The 15,567-nt window shown below is 69.3% G+C and carries 11 protein-coding genes; 4 read left to right on the top strand and 7 right to left on the bottom strand.

Translation table 11 applies throughout. From position 1 onward, the window contains the following. The first annotated feature begins 8 nt into the window (after positions 1-8). The 3 genes from ACCO44_RS04185 (at position 9) to ACCO44_RS04175 (ending at position 5,494) form a co-directional block, all read left to right on the top strand. The gene (locus ACCO44_RS04185) at positions 9-2,795 is read left to right on the top strand and encodes an efflux RND transporter permease subunit (RefSeq protein WP_372468525.1); all 2,787 of its coding nucleotides are present in this window, start codon (positions 9-11) and stop codon (positions 2,793-2,795) included. After that, positions 2,792-4,765, top strand: a complete 1,974-nt coding sequence (locus ACCO44_RS04180; protein ID WP_372468523.1) for a YhgE/Pip family protein — start codon at positions 2,792-2,794, stop codon at positions 4,763-4,765. The genes ACCO44_RS04185 and ACCO44_RS04180 overlap by 4 nt, the downstream gene beginning before the upstream one ends. 138 nt (positions 4,766-4,903) lie before the next feature. After that, entirely contained in the window at positions 4,904-5,494 is a 591-nt protein-coding gene (locus tag ACCO44_RS04175) for a 2'-5' RNA ligase family protein (RefSeq protein ID WP_372468521.1), read from the top strand. Positions 5,495-5,552: 58 nt separating this feature from the next. On the opposite strand, the gene ACCO44_RS04170 is transcribed toward ACCO44_RS04175, so the two are convergent. Next, positions 5,553-7,058, bottom strand: coding sequence for a M17 family metallopeptidase (locus ACCO44_RS04170; protein ID WP_372468519.1), 1,506 nt, complete (start codon positions 7,056-7,058; stop codon positions 5,553-5,555). 68 nt (positions 7,059-7,126) lie between these two features. After that, positions 7,127-8,788 (bottom strand): AbgT family transporter, encoded by a 1,662-nt coding sequence (locus ACCO44_RS04165; protein ID WP_105711160.1) that lies wholly within the window; start codon positions 8,786-8,788, stop codon positions 7,127-7,129. A gap of 96 nt (positions 8,789-8,884) precedes the next feature. Between ACCO44_RS04165 and ACCO44_RS04160 the strand changes: the two genes are divergently transcribed. After that, a complete protein-coding gene (locus ACCO44_RS04160; RefSeq protein ID WP_372468517.1) occupies positions 8,885-10,453 on the top strand; it encodes an SLC13 family permease in 1,569 nt (522 codons plus the stop codon). 16 nt (positions 10,454-10,469) lie between these two features. On the opposite strand, the gene ACCO44_RS04155 is transcribed toward ACCO44_RS04160, so the two are convergent. The 5 genes from ACCO44_RS04155 to ACCO44_RS04135 all read right to left on the bottom strand — a co-directional run bounded on the left by ACCO44_RS04155 (position 10,470) and on the right by ACCO44_RS04135 (position 15,517). Next, positions 10,470-11,105, bottom strand: a complete 636-nt coding sequence (locus ACCO44_RS04155) for a response regulator transcription factor (protein WP_029263878.1) — start codon at positions 11,103-11,105, stop codon at positions 10,470-10,472. Between the two features lie 152 nt (positions 11,106-11,257). Further along, entirely contained in the window at positions 11,258-12,232 is a 975-nt protein-coding gene (gene ccsB / locus ACCO44_RS04150; RefSeq protein WP_372468514.1) for a c-type cytochrome biogenesis protein CcsB, read from the bottom strand. Between the two features lie 4 nt (positions 12,233-12,236). Further along, positions 12,237-14,084, bottom strand: a complete 1,848-nt coding sequence (locus ACCO44_RS04145; RefSeq protein WP_105711156.1) for a cytochrome c biogenesis protein ResB — start codon at positions 14,082-14,084, stop codon at positions 12,237-12,239. Beyond that, positions 14,065-14,850: a cytochrome c biogenesis CcdA family protein gene (locus ACCO44_RS04140; protein ID WP_105711155.1), complete on the bottom strand. Its 786-nt coding sequence runs from the start codon at positions 14,848-14,850 to the stop codon at positions 14,065-14,067. Before ACCO44_RS04140 ends, ACCO44_RS04145 begins: the two co-directional genes overlap by 20 nt. Before the next feature lie 16 nt (positions 14,851-14,866). Beyond that, the gene (locus tag ACCO44_RS04135; protein ID WP_372468510.1) at positions 14,867-15,517 is read right to left on the bottom strand and encodes a TlpA family protein disulfide reductase; all 651 of its coding nucleotides are present in this window, start codon (positions 15,515-15,517) and stop codon (positions 14,867-14,869) included. Positions 15,518-15,567 lie beyond the last annotated feature (50 nt).

Raw genomic sequence — 15,567 nt, 5'->3', positions numbered from 1 at the left:
AGGAACGCGTGTCCACACTCCTGTCCTCGCTCGGCCGCTGGTCCTTCCGGCACCCCTGGCGAGTCCTCGTGTCCTGGCTGCTCGCGCTCGGCATCGCCGGAGCCGGAGCACTCGTGCTGGGAGCGGGCACCGACAACACGTTCTCGATCCCCGGCACTGAATCACAGGCGGGCCTCGAGCAGCTCTCGCGGTCGTTCCCGCAGGTGAGCGGGACAAATGCCCAATTCATCGTCGTGGCAGCCGACGGCGACGAGATCACCGCCGACGACTACCGCGACCACATCGAGGATGCCGTCGACGAACTCGGCGACCTCGACGGTGTGCTCGCCGCCACCTCGCCCTACGACGAGATGGTCGAGGGCATGATCAACGACGACGACACCGCCGCCATCGTGCGCGTGCAGTTCGACGGCGAGTCCACCGATGTCTCGGACGAGACGAAGGACGCGCTGCGCTCCGTCGTGAGCGATCTCGACGCCGAGCTCCCGGACGGCGCACAGACCTCGCTGGGCGGCGACCTCTTCGCGATCTCGATCCCCGGCGTCACCCTCACCGAGGCGGTCGGCCTCCTGATCGCGCTGCTCGTGTTGATCGTGACCTTCCGCTCCTTCGTGGTGGCCGGGCTGCCGCTGCTCACGGCGATCCTCGGCGTCGGCATCTCGATGGCGGGCATCTTCACCGCGACGGCCTTCGCGACCGTGTCGTCCACCACCCCGCTGCTGGCGCTCATGCTCGGGCTCGCGGTCGGCATCGACTATGCGCTGTTCATCATGGCGCGACATCAGGATCAGGTCCGCGCGGGCGTGGATCCCGAGGAGTCCGCCTCGCGCGCCGTCGGCACCGCCGGATCGGCCGTCGTGTTCGCCGGCGTCACGGTGCTCATCGCACTGATCGGCCTCGGCTTCGCCGGCATCCCGTTCCTGACGACCATGGGCATCGCGGCCTCCGTCTCGGTCGCCGTCGCGGTCGCGATCGCGGTCACGCTGACCCCCGCATTCCTCGGCTTCATGAAGGGCAAGGTGGTGGGTCGCCCGAGGCGCGCGCCGAAGGCGAAGAAGAACGCAGACAGCGATGATGCGCCCGCCGCTCCGGTGCGCGCGAAGGGCAGCGCGCGGTGGGTGAACGGCGTCACCAAGCGCCCGATCCTCGTCTCGCTCGCCGTCGTGATCGGCCTCGGTATCGTGGCCATCCCCGCGCTCAGCCTGAACCTCGCGCTCCCGAACGCCGGCGTGCTGCCGAAGGACTCGGAGGCGCGTCAGACCTACGACCTCGTGGCCGAGGAATTCGGACCGGGGTTCAACGGACCGATGATCCTCACCGGCACGATCGTCACCTCGACCGACCCGCTCACCCTGATGGAAGACCTCGGGGATGCCGTCGCCGAGGTTCCCGGAGTCAAGGAGGTCGCGCTCGCGACCCCGAACGAGACCGCCGACACCGGGATCGTGCAGATCGTCCCGGAGACCGCTCCGGACGACCCGGCGACGGCCGACCTCGTGCGCGAGCTGCGGAGCCACCACGACGAGTGGCTCGATGAGTTCGGGATCGACCTCAAGGTCACCGGCTTCACCGCCGTCGGCATCGACATCTCCGACCAGCTGGGCAATGCGCTGCTGCCGTTCGGCATCTTCGTGATCGGGCTCTCGCTCATCCTGCTCACCATCGTCTTCCGCTCGCTGTGGGTGCCGATCACCGCAGCCGCCGGCTACCTGCTCTCGATCGTCGCCGCGTTCGGCGTGGTCGGCGCCGTGTTCGAGTGGGGCTGGTTCGCCGATCTGCTGCATGTCGCCAAGGTCGGTCCGATCATCAGCTTCATGCCGATCATCCTCATGGGCGTGCTGTTCGGGCTCGCGATGGACTACCAGGTGTTCCTCGTCTCGCGGATGCGCGAGGACTTCGTGCACGACCCCGACTCGAAGAGCCCTGATCGGGCCACGCGACGCGCTGCCGCGCTGCGCACCGTCCGCAGCGGCTTCACCGGCTCAGCCAAGGTCGTCACCGCCGCAGGGCTCATCATGTTCGCGGTCTTCGTGGCGTTCGTCCCCGAGGGCGACTCGTCGCTGAAACCCATCGCCCTGGGCCTCGCGGCCGGCATCGCGATCGACGCCTTCCTGGTGCGGATGACACTGATCCCCGCCCTCATGGCGATCCTCGGCGAGCGCGCTTGGGAGCTGCCCGCGTGGCTGGAGAAGATCCTCCCCCGGGTCGACGTCGAGGGCGAGGCCGTGGAGCGCGAGCGCCACCTGGCCGAATGGCCGGGAGACGGCTCGATCGTCGCCGCGGATGATCTCGACATCAGCGCCGATGCGCCGATCGTCGAGAACCTCTCGCTGCGCATCCCGGAAGGCGGAGCACTCATCGCGACCGGTGGCGACGTGCGGGCACGACGGGCACTGGCGCTCACGATCGCGGGCCGGGTGACACCTACCGACGGACGACTCCGCGTCGCAGGCCATCTGCTCCCCGGACGCGGAGCCTGGGTGCGCGCACACGTCGGCTGCGTGCTGGTCGACGACGCCGACGCCGCCCTCGCCGATCTCGCCGAGGCGCTGCGCGGAAAGTCGCAGATCGTCGTGATCGACGGGATCGACCGCCTGACCGGCGGCCAGCGCGACCAGGCGGCCGCGATGCTGCGCGATGCCGCGGCCTCCCGCACGCTCGCGGTGTTCGCCACCGCCTCCGATGCCGACGCGGCACGGACCACCCTCGCCGAGGCCGGATGGCCCGACGCACAGACTCTCGACACGCGCGCTCCTCGCCGGAGCGCCGCAGAATCCACCGAGGTGACCGCATGACCCTCCCCATCGAGCGTGCGCGCTCCCGCAAGCCCATCACGTGGCTGACCATCCTCGGCGTGCTGCTGCTGCCGGCGGCGGTCGGCGGCATCCTGGTCGCGGCCCTGCAGAACCCGACCGAGCGTCTGGACTCGATGACCGCGGCCATCGTGAACCTCGACGAGCCGGTGACCATCGACGACCAGGTCACCCCGCTCGGACGCCAGCTGGCCGCAGGTCTCGTCGAGGGTTCGGACGACCTCGACTCCAACCTCACGTGGGTGATCTCGAACGAAGACGATGCGGCCGACGGTCTCGCCGACGGTTCGTACCAGGCGGTCATCACGATCCCCGAAGAGTTCTCCGCGGCGGCCACCTCGGCCGGTCAGGCGATCTCGGACGGCGGCGGTGAGGCCGAGCAGGCCACCATCACCGTGACCACTCCCGACGACGGCCTCGTCGCCGACGACCTCATCACCGGCCAGATCGCCGATGTCGCGGCCTCGACGATGGGCACCATGCTGTCCGAGGCGACGACCGAGAACATCCTGGTCGGCTTCACCACCATCGGCGACCAGATCGGCGAAGCCGCCGACGGGGCGCTGAAGCTCGCGAACGGTGCGCGGGACGCCGCGACAGGAGCGGCAGCCATCCCCGACGGTGCCACGAAGCTGGCCTCGGGCGCGGGCGAGCTCGGGACGGGTGCGTCGTCGCTCGCCACGGGCCTCGACACGATCGCCGGGAAGACGCGGGAGGCTGCGGCGGGTGCTGCGCAGATCGGTTCGGGGCTGACCGGCGGCGGCAACCAGCTGCAGCAGAGCGTCGGCGGGACACAGCAGCTCGTCGGAGCGATTCAGGGCGCGTCGACATCGGCGAAGAGTGCAGCGAGCGGATCGGCCGCTCTCGCGCAGAAGCTGGGCGGGCTGGCGCAGACCGCCTGCACGCCGCCGGTCGCTGACCAGGATGAGTGCGACCTCCTGACCTCGCTCGCCACGGACGCGGGCGCGGTCGCGACCTCGGCTGGAACCGCCTCCGGTGTGCTCAACAGCCCGAAGGTCGCCGGCGGAATCGCCGCCCTCCCCGGCTCGCTCAGCACGATCGCCTCGAGCATGACCCAGGCGGGTGTCGGCGCCACCCAGCTCTCCGGCGGGCTCACGCAGCTCGCCGACCAGGGCATCGCCGCGTCCGCCACCGGAGCACGCGGGATCGCGACCGGTGCGACCCAGCTGTCCACCGGCGCGACCGCACTGGCCGACGGCACGACCGAGCTGGCGACCGGGATCGACACCCTGGCGACCGGGACCGGCGACCTGGCGGGCGGGCTGCGCACCGCATCCGACTCGCTCCCCTCGTTCAGCGACAGCGACTCGAAGTCGCTCGCCTCGGTGATCGCCGACCCGGTGTCGTCGAACTCCTCGATGGACACGATCTTCGGTCCGACCGCCATCCCGCTGCTCGCCGCCGTCGTGCTGTGGTTCGGCGGACTCGCCACCTTCATCGTGATGCGCGCCCACACCGCCCGCACTCTCACGTCCCGGCGCTCATCCGCCGCGCTGACGCTGCGTGCGTTCGCACCCGCCGCCCTGATAGGCGCGGGACAGGGGCTGCTCGTGTCACTGATCGTGCAGATCGTGGCGAGTTACGACGCCGCCACCTGGTGGGCGTTCGCCGGAACAGCCGTGCTTGCCGGCGTGGCGTTCGCAGCCGTGAACCAGGCCCTCGTGGCCCTGTTCGGTGGCGTCGGGCGCTGGATCTCCGCCCTCGTCGGTGTGCTCGCCGTCGCGACAGGTCTCATCTCGACCGTGCCAGGGTGGCTCTCCAGCATCGGCGCAGCGCTCCCCACCGCTCCGGCGTTCGCCGGCTTGATCGCGGGAAGCGGCTCGGCCGTCGCTGCCCTGGTCGTCTGGGGCGTGCTGTCCCTGGTGGCGACCACGCTCGCGGTCACCCTGCGCCGAACGACCTCGGCCAAGGCGGTCCTCGCCACCGCCTGACCCGCCCCCTCCCCCTGGACCCCTGCCAAAACGGAGACCATCCGCTCCCGGCCCGGCGCGTCGAAGTATGACGCGGCGCGCCGTGCGTGTTTCGGTCTCCGTTTCCGCACAGGAGACGCGCGACCCTAGGCTCTCGGCATGCGCCGACCGTTCATGGACACCACCGAGCAACTCACGAGCCTGGAGGGCCAGCAGTACCTCGTGCTCCGGCCCACCGCGGGCGTCGGCGAGGTCTACCGCGAAGTCCAGAATGCTGCGCTCGCGCGCCTCGGCATCCCGGCACGGCATCCGCACACCGGGCACGTCACGCTCCGAGGGTTCTACGAACCTGAGCGGCGTGAAGAACTCGCCGAGGGGATCCGCGCCTGGGCGGCGAAGCAGCCGCCGATCGAGGTCATCGCCGAGGCCGTCGACGAGTTCCCCGCGCCCTGGCAGATCCTGATCGTCCGCCTCGCCCGCAGCGACTCGCTCGTGTCGGCGTATTCGACCCTGACCACCGCCCTGGATGCCACGGACTTCCGACGCCTCGGCGAACTGCCATTGGCCGACTGGACGTTCCACCTGTCCGTGCTCTACGGCAAGACCCTCGATGCCGCCGAGTGGGGCGCTCTCGCGCAGGCCGAGTCCCGCGTGCTCCGGCCCGCACCGGCCGAGGTCATCACCGAGGCCGAACTGGTCTGGTACCAGGACGGCATCGAGCACGCCGAGGTCCTGCCACTCGGCGGCTGACCGGCCGCCGGACCGGCGAACCCCTCGGCGACCCCGTCCCCGGCCGTGCAGTCAGGCCTCAGGATGCCGGCACGAACGTGCGAGCCGCCTCCAGCAGCAGCCGCGCCCCGAACCCGGTGGCACCCGCGGTGCGCCAGGAGTCGTCCTTCTCGGTCTGCATCGTGCCGGCGATGTCGAGGTGCGCCCAGGGGGTCTCACCGACGAAGTGCTCGAGGAACAGCGCCGCCGTCGTCGCCCCCGCGAACGGACCGCCGAGGTTCGCGATGTCCGCGATCTCGGAGTCGAGCTGCTTGCGGTACTTCTGCTCCAGCGGCAGCTGCCACACCGACTCGTCGACGGCCTCGGAGGCCGCGCGCACCAGGTCGACCGTCGCCTGGTCATTGCCGAAGACCGGCGCGGTCGCGGCGCCGAGCGACACCAGCGCGGCTCCGGTGAGCGTCGCGATGTCGACGATGGCATCCACCTCGTCTTCGTTCGCGAGCACGAGCGCATCGCTCATCACGAGGCGCCCCTCGGCGTCGGTGTTCTTCACCTCGATCGTGGTGCCGCCGCGCGCAGTCAGCACATCGCCGAGCTTGTACGCGGTGCCCGAGGGCATGTTGTCGGTGCACATCAGCCAGCCCGAGACCTTGGCCGTGACCCCGGCGTCGCGCAGTCCGACGAAGGCACCGAGCACGGCGGCTGCGCCGCCCATGTCCATCTTCATGAGCAGGTGCATCGGGTCGCTGGGCTTGAGGCTGATGCCGCCCGAGTCGTACATGATGCCTTTGCCGACGAGGCCGAGATGTCCCGTGCCGCCGCCGCCGGGGGTGTAGACGAGCTTGATCATGCGCGGCTCCTCCACCGAGCCCTGGTTCACACCGAGCAGTCCGCCGCAGCCGAGATCGATGAGCGCCTGCTTGTCGAAGAGCTCCACCTCGAATCCGAAGCGGGCGCCGAGCTCGACGGCGATCTCGCCCATGTTGACCGCGGTCAGATGTCCGGGAGGGGTGTTCGCCAGGTCGCGGGCGACGACAGCGGCACGCACGGCGGTGAGGGCAGCGGCGACGGGCTCGGTCGTCCCTCCGGGGACGTCGATCGTGAACGCCGCGAGCGGGACGTGCTTCGACGACCCGTTCAGCACCGAGTAGCGGTAGCGGGCGAGCAGCGCCCCTTCGGCGAGCGCGCGCACGGCAGCTGCGGCATCCACTCCCGCGAGGTCGTCGATCCGCAGGCCCAGCGTCTCCCGCCGCGAGGCGGCCCTGGCGAGAGTCGCGGCGGCGTCGCGCAGGCCGCCCGCCCCGGCATCGGCCTTCGCCCCGAGACCGACGGCGACGAGGTCGGGTTCTCCCGCGCGCGGAAGCACCATCGTGGTACCCGGCTTCGCCGTGAAGCCGGCGTTCTCGAGTGCGTCGCGATCGAACCCGAGGTCTGCGGGCACCTCTCCGTCGGAGTACACCCCGATCCCGATCGCCCCGACATCGGCGGCGACCTCACCCACCCGGATCCGGACCGCATCGACGGCGTCCAGTCCCGGGGTGGTCTTCAGATCGGCGGGGATCAGCTTGTTCGGCCTGCGGTCCATGAGTCTGCTCCTTGTTCTGCGATGCGGCGTCGAGATCCGTCCCTGCACCCTGCGGGACGGGAGACGGGTCAGCCGACCATGTCGACCGGTGAGCCCGGGCCCCAGGGGATGCCGAGGAGGAACCAGACCACGTACAGGGCGGTCCACGACAGCAGCATCCACACCGCGTACGGGATCATCAGCGCGATGATCGTGCCGATGCCGGCCTCCTTCTTGTAGCGCTGTGCGACCGTGACCATGAACGGCAGGTAGACCATGAGCGGGGTCAGCACGTTCACCGGCGAGTCACCGACGCGGTAGGCGGCGAGCAGCGTCTGCGGTGCCACATCGAGCGACGCGAAGATCGGGATGAAGACCGGGGCGAAGATCACCCACTTCGGCACCAGGCCGGGAAGGATGAAGTCGAGGATCACGATCACGACGATGAACGCGAGCAGCAGCACGATCGCGGGCACGTTCGCCTGCTCCAGCAGTTCGGCGGCCGAGATGGCGGCGACGGTGGGGAGGTTGCTCCAGTTGAACAGCGCGATGAACTGGGCGATCATCAGGAACATCACGAGCAGGCCGCCCAGGCTCCCGAACGTCTTCGCGATCGCACCGACCGCGGCCGAGCCACCGCGCAGCGTCTTCGCCCCCGCCCCGTACGCGAGGCCGCACACGAGGAACGCGAGCGAGATGATGAAGACCAGGCTGGCCATGAACGGCGTGGTGCCGATGATGTCGCCCGTCTCCGGGTCGCGCAGCGGTGCGCCCGGCGGCAGGGTGAGCACGAGGATCACGGCGACGAAGCCCAGCAGCGCCCAGAACGAGAACTTCAGCCCACGGGCCTCGGCGTCGTGGTCGACGTTCTCGGCCTCGTCCGCGATCGTCATCTCTTTGCGGTCGTATTTTCCGAGCCGTTTCTCGGTGACGAGGACGGTCACGAGCAGCGCCACCGTCGTGAGCAGGAACGTCGACACGATCCCGAAGTAGAAGTTCTGCGTCACCTCGATCGGCTGCATCCCGGCACTGGTGAGCACTTCGTTCGTGATCTCGGTGAGCATGCTGTCGCTCGGGGTGATGAGGAGGTTCGCGCCGAACGCCGCCCCGACGCCGGCGAACGCACCGGCGAGCCCTGCGAGCGGATGCCGCCCCACGGTGAAGAACGCGGCGGCAGCCAAGGGAACGAGGATCAGGTAGCCGGCATCCGTGGCCACCGAGGAGAGCACGCCGACGAAGATCAGGATGAACGCGAGCCAGCGACGCGGTGCGACCTTGACCACGCGGCGGATCATCGCGCCCATGAGTCCTGCGTGCTCGGCCACGCCGACACCGGCCATCGCGATGAGCACCACCGCGACGACGCCGAAGCCGGCGAAGTTGTCGACGAAGGACGAGAAGAAGAAGCGGATGCCGTCGATGGACAGCAGGTTGCGCACCTCGAAGGTCTGCTCCTCGATCGTGTAGTCGGGAACTTCCGCGGGCATGCCGGTCGTGGTGTCGTAGATCTCCCAGTTGCCACCGAACTGCTCGTTGACCTGGGAGAACTCGTCCTTCGGGACCGGGATCACGACGTCGTCCGTGACCGACACCCCCACCCAGGACAGGATGGCGGAGAGCACCGCGATCAGACCGATCAGGTAGACGAACATGATCGTCGGGTCCGGCACCTTGTTGCCGACCTTCTCGATCCAGTTCAGGAATCCCTTGCTCTCGGCATCCGAGGCACTCACCGACTTCTCCGCAGCCATAGCCCCCATGATCGTGTCGCGCGAGAACCTCCTGCAAGCACACCCCCTAGAACTAGGGGGGTCGCCGCGATCCGAAGCGCGCCCTATCGTGGGGCCGTGGACCCGATCGTCGCGACCCTCGTCATCCTGCTGTGCGCGGTGATCGCCTTCGTCTCCAACCGCATCCCCCTCGGTGTCGTCGCCGTCGGTGTCTCGGTCGCTCTCTATCTGACCGGCGTGCTCGACCTGGGTTCGGCTCTCGCCGGATTCGGCGACCCGACGGTGCTCTTCATCGCCTCCCTGTTCGTCGTCAGCGAGGCGCTGGAATCGACCGGCATCATCGCGTGGGCCGGGCAGGAGGTGGTCGCCCACTCCGGCACCGGCCGTCGGCGGCTGCTGCTCACGATCGGGCTGCTGACCGCCGCGATGACGGCGGTGATCAGCGTGAACGGCTCGGTCGCCTCGCTCCTGCCGCTCGTCGTCGTGGTCGCCGCCCGCGCGGGGATCCGCCCCTCGCAGATGCTGATGCCGCTCGCCTTCTCAGCCCACGCGGGGTCGATGCTGACCCTCACCGGCACGCCGGTGAACATCATCGTGTCCGAGGTCGCCACCGACAACGGCGCCCGACCGTTCGGCTTCTTCGAGTTCGCGCTCGCAGGGCTCCCGTTGCTCGTCGGCACGCTCGCGATCATCCTGCTCCTGGGCAACCGGCTGCTGCCGGAGCGCACTCCGGCATCCGCACCGATCGACCTCGAGCGCCTCGCGTCCCTGCTGCGCACCGACTATGCGCTCGCCCCGGACCGGGCGCTGGTGTCCGCCTCGCGCGGAGTCGCCGAGGTCGTCGTGCCGCCGCGCTCCAGCCTGATCGGCCTGCACGTGTTCCCCGGCATGTGCACACCGTCGGGCGACCTCGTCGTGCTCGGTGTGCGGCGCGGGCAGGAGGCGCTGGACGAGTCCGGCACCGACCTGCAGGCCGGCGATGCCCTGCTCCTCGACGGCTCCTGGGACGACCTCCAACGGCACACGTCCCAGCGCGACGAGGTCCTGGTGGTCGACGCGCCACTCACCCTCCGCCGTTCCGTGCCGCTCGGTGCGGGCGCGAAGCGGACGGCGGTGATCCTGCTCGCGATGATCGTGCTGCTCGCGACGGGGATCGTGCCAGCCGCGATCGCGGGGCTGCTCGCCGCGGGGGCGCTGATCCTCACCCGTGTCGTCTCGATGACCCAGGCCTACCGCGCGATCTCCTGGACGACGGTCATCCTCGTGGCGGGAATGATCCCGCTCTCCACGGCATTCCAGGAGACCGGTGCCGCGCAGCTCATCGCCGACGGGCTGCGCTCGTTCCTCGGTGACGCGGGTCCGCACGCGGCCGTGGCGGTGATCGTGCTGATCACGCTGGTGCTCGGGCAGCTCATCAGCAACACCGCGACCGTGCTCATCGTGGCTCCGGTGGCCGTCGCTCTGGCGGCCGCGATGGATGCGTCGGTGCTGCCGTTCCTGATGGCTCTCACGATCGCCGGGGCGGCGTCGTTCCTCACCCCCGTCGCGACGCCGGCGAACCTCATGGTGATGGAGCCTGGCGGCTACCGCTTCGGCGACTATGCGCGCTTCGGCTGGCCACTGACGGTCCTGTTCTTCGTCGTCGCGGTGTTCTACGTACCGCTGATCTGGCCGTTCACGGGCTGAGCGAGTCCGGCCTCCCTCACCGGTTCTGCAGGACCAGCCCGTCTTCCACGGCCCGCCGGAACAGGTCGACCTTGGTCGGTGCGGCGCGATCGACCGCCGCGTACTTCGCCCGGATGCGACGGATGTGATCGAGCACGGTCTCACGGGACAGGAACAGTGCCTGCGCCACCCTCTCGGCCGTCTCTCCCGAAGCGTAGAGGGACAGCACCTCGGATTCCCGGCGGCTGAGATGCGCAGCGACGAACTGGTGATCCGCGTCGAGGGCGGCCGCCCACTCGGTCGTGGCGAGGATGTGGCCCTGCGCCGCCCGTCGCACCGAGGAGGTGATCACCTCGAGGGAGTCGGACTTGTTGATCATGCCCACAGCACCCGCTCGCGCCGCTTCGCGGAGATGATGCGGCTGATCGCCTGCGGTGTAGGCGACGACGCTCGCGCCGAGGGGTTCGAGGGTGCGCAGATTCTCAGACGGAGTGGAACCGTCGGATAGCGAGAGATCGAGCAGGATCACGTCGAGCCGCCGAGCGCGGCTCGCAACCTCAGCAGCCGTCGCACCGCTGGCCGCTACCCGGATGCCCCCGCTGCGATTGAGGATCGTGGCGATGCCGAACAGCATCGCAGGGTGATCTTCGACGATTCCGACGAGTACGGGCATGTGGGCTCCTGCCTCGGGCGCGCTCCCCTGCGATGAGCATACAACCGCGTATCCGCGGTTTCGGCGGCATGTTTGCGCACGTGTCGGACGCACGAGACCCGTCCGCGCGGATGGTGCCGCGGACGGGTCTCGGGTGTGCGAGTGGTCGAGACTCAGCTCAGGCCGGAGTAGGCGTGCAGGCCCTTGAAGAACACGTTCACGATCGTGAAGTTGAAGATCACGGCCGAGAAGCCGACGATAGCGAGCCACGCCGAGGGGTTGCCGCGCCAGCCGCGGGTCGCACGTGCGTGGATGTACCCCGCGTAGATGACCCAGATCACGAACGTCCAGGTCTCCTTGACGTCGAAGCCCCAGAAGCGGCTCCAGGCGTAGTAGGCCCAGATGGATCCCGCGATCAGCGTGAACGTCCAGAGGATGAACCCGATGATCGTGAACATGTACGCCAGGCTCTCCAGGCGCACCGCATTCGGGAAGGTGCGGAGGAAGCCCGGGCCGGTCTTCGCCGCTCCTTCTGCGACGAGACGCTCCCGACGCGATTGCATGAGCTGGATCACCGAGAGCGCGAAAGCGAGGGCGAAGAACGCCGTGGCGAGCGAGGCGACGAACACGTGGATGACGAGCCACACGCTCTTGAGCGGGTCCATGAGCGGCGAGACGTCGACATAGAAGTTCGTCGCTCCGAGGCCGAGCAGCACCACGACGAGCCCGGTGATGAAAGTGCCGAGGAAGCGCAGGTCGAGGCGCGTGAGGACGACGAGGAAGACCGCCACGATGAGCAGCGTGCCCATCATCGCGAACTCGTAGAGGTTCGCCCAGGGCACGCGACCGGCGGCGACGCCACGGGTGACCGCCGCCGCGAGGTGGAAGACGAATCCGAGCACCGTCAGCGAGGTGCCGATCCGCGCCATCACGAAGCGCTGCGGCGGTGGCTCCGCGCCGGCAGCGCCCGAAGCCATGATGGTGGCTCCCCCGCCGGCTCCGACGAGCACCGACTCGCGGACGGTCTGTGCGTCGGCCGTCGCCTGCGAGCGCCGTGCGAGATCGAAGGCGTAGGCCACGAAGGCCGCCGCGTAGATCGCGATCGCCGTCCACAGCAGGACCGGCGAGATCACGTTGAGCTCGAGCATGGTGTCAGTCTACTTTCCGGGTGTCGGGAGCCGGGGCGTCCGGCGCTGCGGGATCCTCCGCGATGTCGTCGTCGGCGGCATCCGTCTCGGCGCGCACGACGGTGCCGCCCGCCGCGTCGAGGAGTCGGGCGTGACCGGCGACGAGATCGTCTACGGCGGCCGCGAGGGTCGGGTCCTCACCGCGAGCGAGCGCGGCGTATTCCAGCGCGATCTCCCCGTCGTGCGCGGTGGCCTTGACCCACACGCGCCGACGCGGCACGAACAGGGCGATCATGAGCCCGCCGAGCGCCAGCAGCGCGAAGCCGAGCACCCACACACCCGACTCGTCACGGTGGATCTGCAGCGACGCGAATCTCTTCACCGATTCGGAGGAATCCGTCGCCCCGGCCGGAGACTCGTCCTCGAAGGTGACCGAGCCGAGGCCGTTCGGCAGCTGGGCCGTCTGTCCGGGGACGAGCTCGATCGATTCGACGTCGGTGCTGCGACCGGTGAGCTTGGTCATGCCGGTGGTGTCGAGCACGTACACAGAGCGCGGCACGCCCTCGTTGATGCCGAGGTCGCCGGTGTACACATCGAGCGTGAGAGTCGGGTTGGTGAGGTCGCCGTAGGCGGAGAAGAAGGCCCCGCTCTCGAGCACACCCGTCGTCGGGTAGAAGAACCCGACCAGGCCGACCTGTTCGGCGAGGCCGTCCGGAATCTTCAGCACACCGAGCGAGGTCATGTTCGTGTCCTGCGGGAGGAACGGCGTGCTGTTGGTGAAGACCACATTGCCGTCCGGGTCGCGCACGGTCACGGTCGGCGCGTAGCCGTTGCCCAGCAGGAACACGTCGTCGTCGGCCACCCCGAGCGGCTCGTTGACCTTGACGGCCCCCGTACGCTCCTCGCCGTTCTCCTGCACCGTGACATTTGCCGAGAAGTCGCCCGCCTGGCCGGAGCCCGGTTCCCCGAAGGGCTGGTAGGTCACGTCGAACGAGTCGAGGCGCATGGAGTAGGGCGAGAACGCGTCGTCGGCGACGAAGCGACCGCGGTTCATCGAGTCGTAGTCGAGCAGGGTGTTCGCGAAGGTCTCACCCTCGACCAGCACCCGCTGGCCCGTGTACGAGAAGCCGCCGCCGACACCGACCGTCACGAGCACCCCGACGAGCGCGAGGTGGAAGAGCAGGTTGCCGGTCTCGCGCCAGTATCCGCGCTCGGCGGAGACCGAGAACGTGCGGCCGCGGTCGTAGCGCTCCACGCGGTAGCCGAGAGCCTTGAGCTGCTGGGTGGCGACGTCGATCGACGCGGCGGCTTCTGCCTCGGCGTCGCCCGTCTTCGTTCCCGAGTCGGCAGCGGGATCGCGCGTGACGGCACGGTAGTCCTCGAGCCGCTGCAATCGCGCGGGAGTGCGCGGGGGACGGGCGCGCAGCGCCTTGGCGTGGTGCTTGATGCGCGGGATCACGCAGCCGACGAGCGAGGCGAACAGCAGCAGGTAGATCGCCGAGAACCACGGCGACAGGTACACGTCGAACATCTTGAGTCCGTCGAGCACCGGGAAGAGATCCGGGTTGTCGCGTTCCCACTGCGTGACGCCGTTCGGGTCGGCCATGCGCTGCGGGAAGATCGAGCCGGGGATCGCCGCGATCGCGAGCACGAGCAGCAGCACCAGCGCCGTGCGCATCGACGTCAGCTGCCGCCAGCCCCAGCGCAGCCAGCCGACGAAGCCGAGACGCGGCTGGGTGATCGAGTCGTCGCCGTCGACGTGGTCGGACGGGCGGAGCGGATCGCTGGAGTCGCTGTTCACGGCACCCTTGTTCTTCGTGGTGGTCTTCTCGGGGCGGGTCTTCTCGGAGTGGTCAGAGCGGGAGGATGACACTGCCCATCACCGCCGTCAGTCGAGACATGATGTCGGTCCACAGGCCGGTGACCATCAGGATGCCGAGCAGGATCAGCAGCACCCCTCCGATGACGTTGACCACGCGGATGTGGCGGCGGAGGAAGCCGATCGCCTTCGTCGCCCAGCCGAAACCGAGTGCGACGAGCAGGAACGGGATGCCGAGCCCGAGCGAGTAGGCGAGGCCGAGGAAGCCCGCGCGCACCGGATCGCCGGCGTTGAACGACAGGGCGAAGATCGCCGTGAGCGTCGGGCCCAGGCAGGGCGCCCAGCCGATGCCGAGCGCGATGCCCAGCAGCGGAGCGCCGATGATGCCGGCCTTCGAGTCCACGTGGAAGCGCAGCTCGCGCTGCGCGAAGCCGAACAGGCCGAGGAAGACCAGGCCCATGGCGATGATCACGACACCGAGGATGCGCGTGATGATCTCGCCCCACTGCAGCAGGAAGACGCTCGCCACGCCCCCGAGGGCGGTGATGGAGACGAAGACCAGACTGAAGCCGAAGATGAACAGCAGCACGCCGAGGACGAGCCGGCCGCGTGTCGCGGTCTCAGCCGTCTGCGTCGTGGCGCGCCCTTCGCCGTCGGCGGCGACGGCCGGACGGGGGGCCACGGCCCCGCCGAGGAAGCCGAGGTAGCCGGGCACGAGCGGCAGCACGCACGGAGACAGGAACGAGACGAGTCCCGCCAGCATCGCGACCGGGATCGCGATCCACAGGGCCCCGGAGCCGATGATCGCTTCGGGGTTCACAACGCTACCGGGGTGTTCACGAGTCCTCCGCGAGCGCGTCCTTGACGAGCGTCGAGAGGATCGAGGGGCCGTCGATGGGGCCGATGATGCGCGCGGCGACACGGCCCTGCTTGTCGAGCACGAGCGTGGTCGGGGTGGCAGCGATCGGCGTGACCTTCGCGAACGCGAGCTTGGCCTCGGCGGTGTCGACGTCGATCAGGCTCGGGTACGTGATGTCGTGCTCCTCGGCGAACACGACGGCGGTGTCGGCCTGGTCGCGGGTGTTGATGCCGACGAACGAGACATCTTCGCCTGAGAAGTCCTGCCACACGGCTTCGAGGTCGGCGGCTTCGAGGCGACACGGCGCGCATCCGGCGTACCAGAAGTTGACGACGGTGACGTTGCCGGCGATGTCGGCGCTGTCGAACTTCTCGCCGGTCTCGGTGACTCCCCCGAACTCCACGGGCTCACCGCGCTCGGCGACGGGGATCTCAACGATCGCGCCGTCGGCCGCGACGTAGCCGGTGTTCTCGCCGCTCAGAAAGGATTGGCTGACCGGATCGGGAGCGCAGGCGCTCAGACCGATGGCGAGCACCGCAGCGAGCGCGGCACCGACCGCACGGCGTGAACGCCGGGTGCGGGAGGAGCGGCCGCTGCGGATCTGACGGACCGTCGAATCGCGTGGCACGACTCCGAGTTTACGCAGAGGATCCTATGCGCGAGGTGGATGTGGGGCGG

Source organism: Microbacterium maritypicum, assembly GCF_041529975.1.
In the GTDB taxonomy this organism is placed as follows: domain Bacteria; phylum Actinomycetota; class Actinomycetes; order Actinomycetales; family Microbacteriaceae; genus Microbacterium.
The sequence above is the reverse complement of the archived record's forward strand: the minus strand, read 5'-3'. Positions and strand labels throughout refer to the sequence as shown.

Excerpts from the sequence above, each read along its gene's own strand:
- ACCO44_RS04180 (WP_372468523.1), top strand. The coding sequence starts at position 2,792 with ATGACCCTCCCCATCGAGCGTGCGCGCTCCCGCAAGCCCATCACGTGG.
- ACCO44_RS04170 (WP_372468519.1), bottom strand. The coding sequence starts at position 7,058 with ATGGACCGCAGGCCGAACAAGCTGATCCCCGCCGATCTGAAGACCACC.
- ACCO44_RS04155 (WP_029263878.1), bottom strand. The coding sequence starts at position 11,105 with ATGCCCGTACTCGTCGGAATCGTCGAAGATCACCCTGCGATGCTGTTC.
- ACCO44_RS04165 (WP_105711160.1), bottom strand. The coding sequence starts at position 8,788 with ATGGCTGCGGAGAAGTCGGTGAGTGCCTCGGATGCCGAGAGCAAGGGA.
- ccsB (WP_372468514.1), bottom strand. The coding sequence starts at position 12,232 with ATGCTCGAGCTCAACGTGATCTCGCCGGTCCTGCTGTGGACGGCGATC.
- ACCO44_RS04175 (WP_372468521.1), top strand. The coding sequence starts at position 4,904 with ATGCGCCGACCGTTCATGGACACCACCGAGCAACTCACGAGCCTGGAG.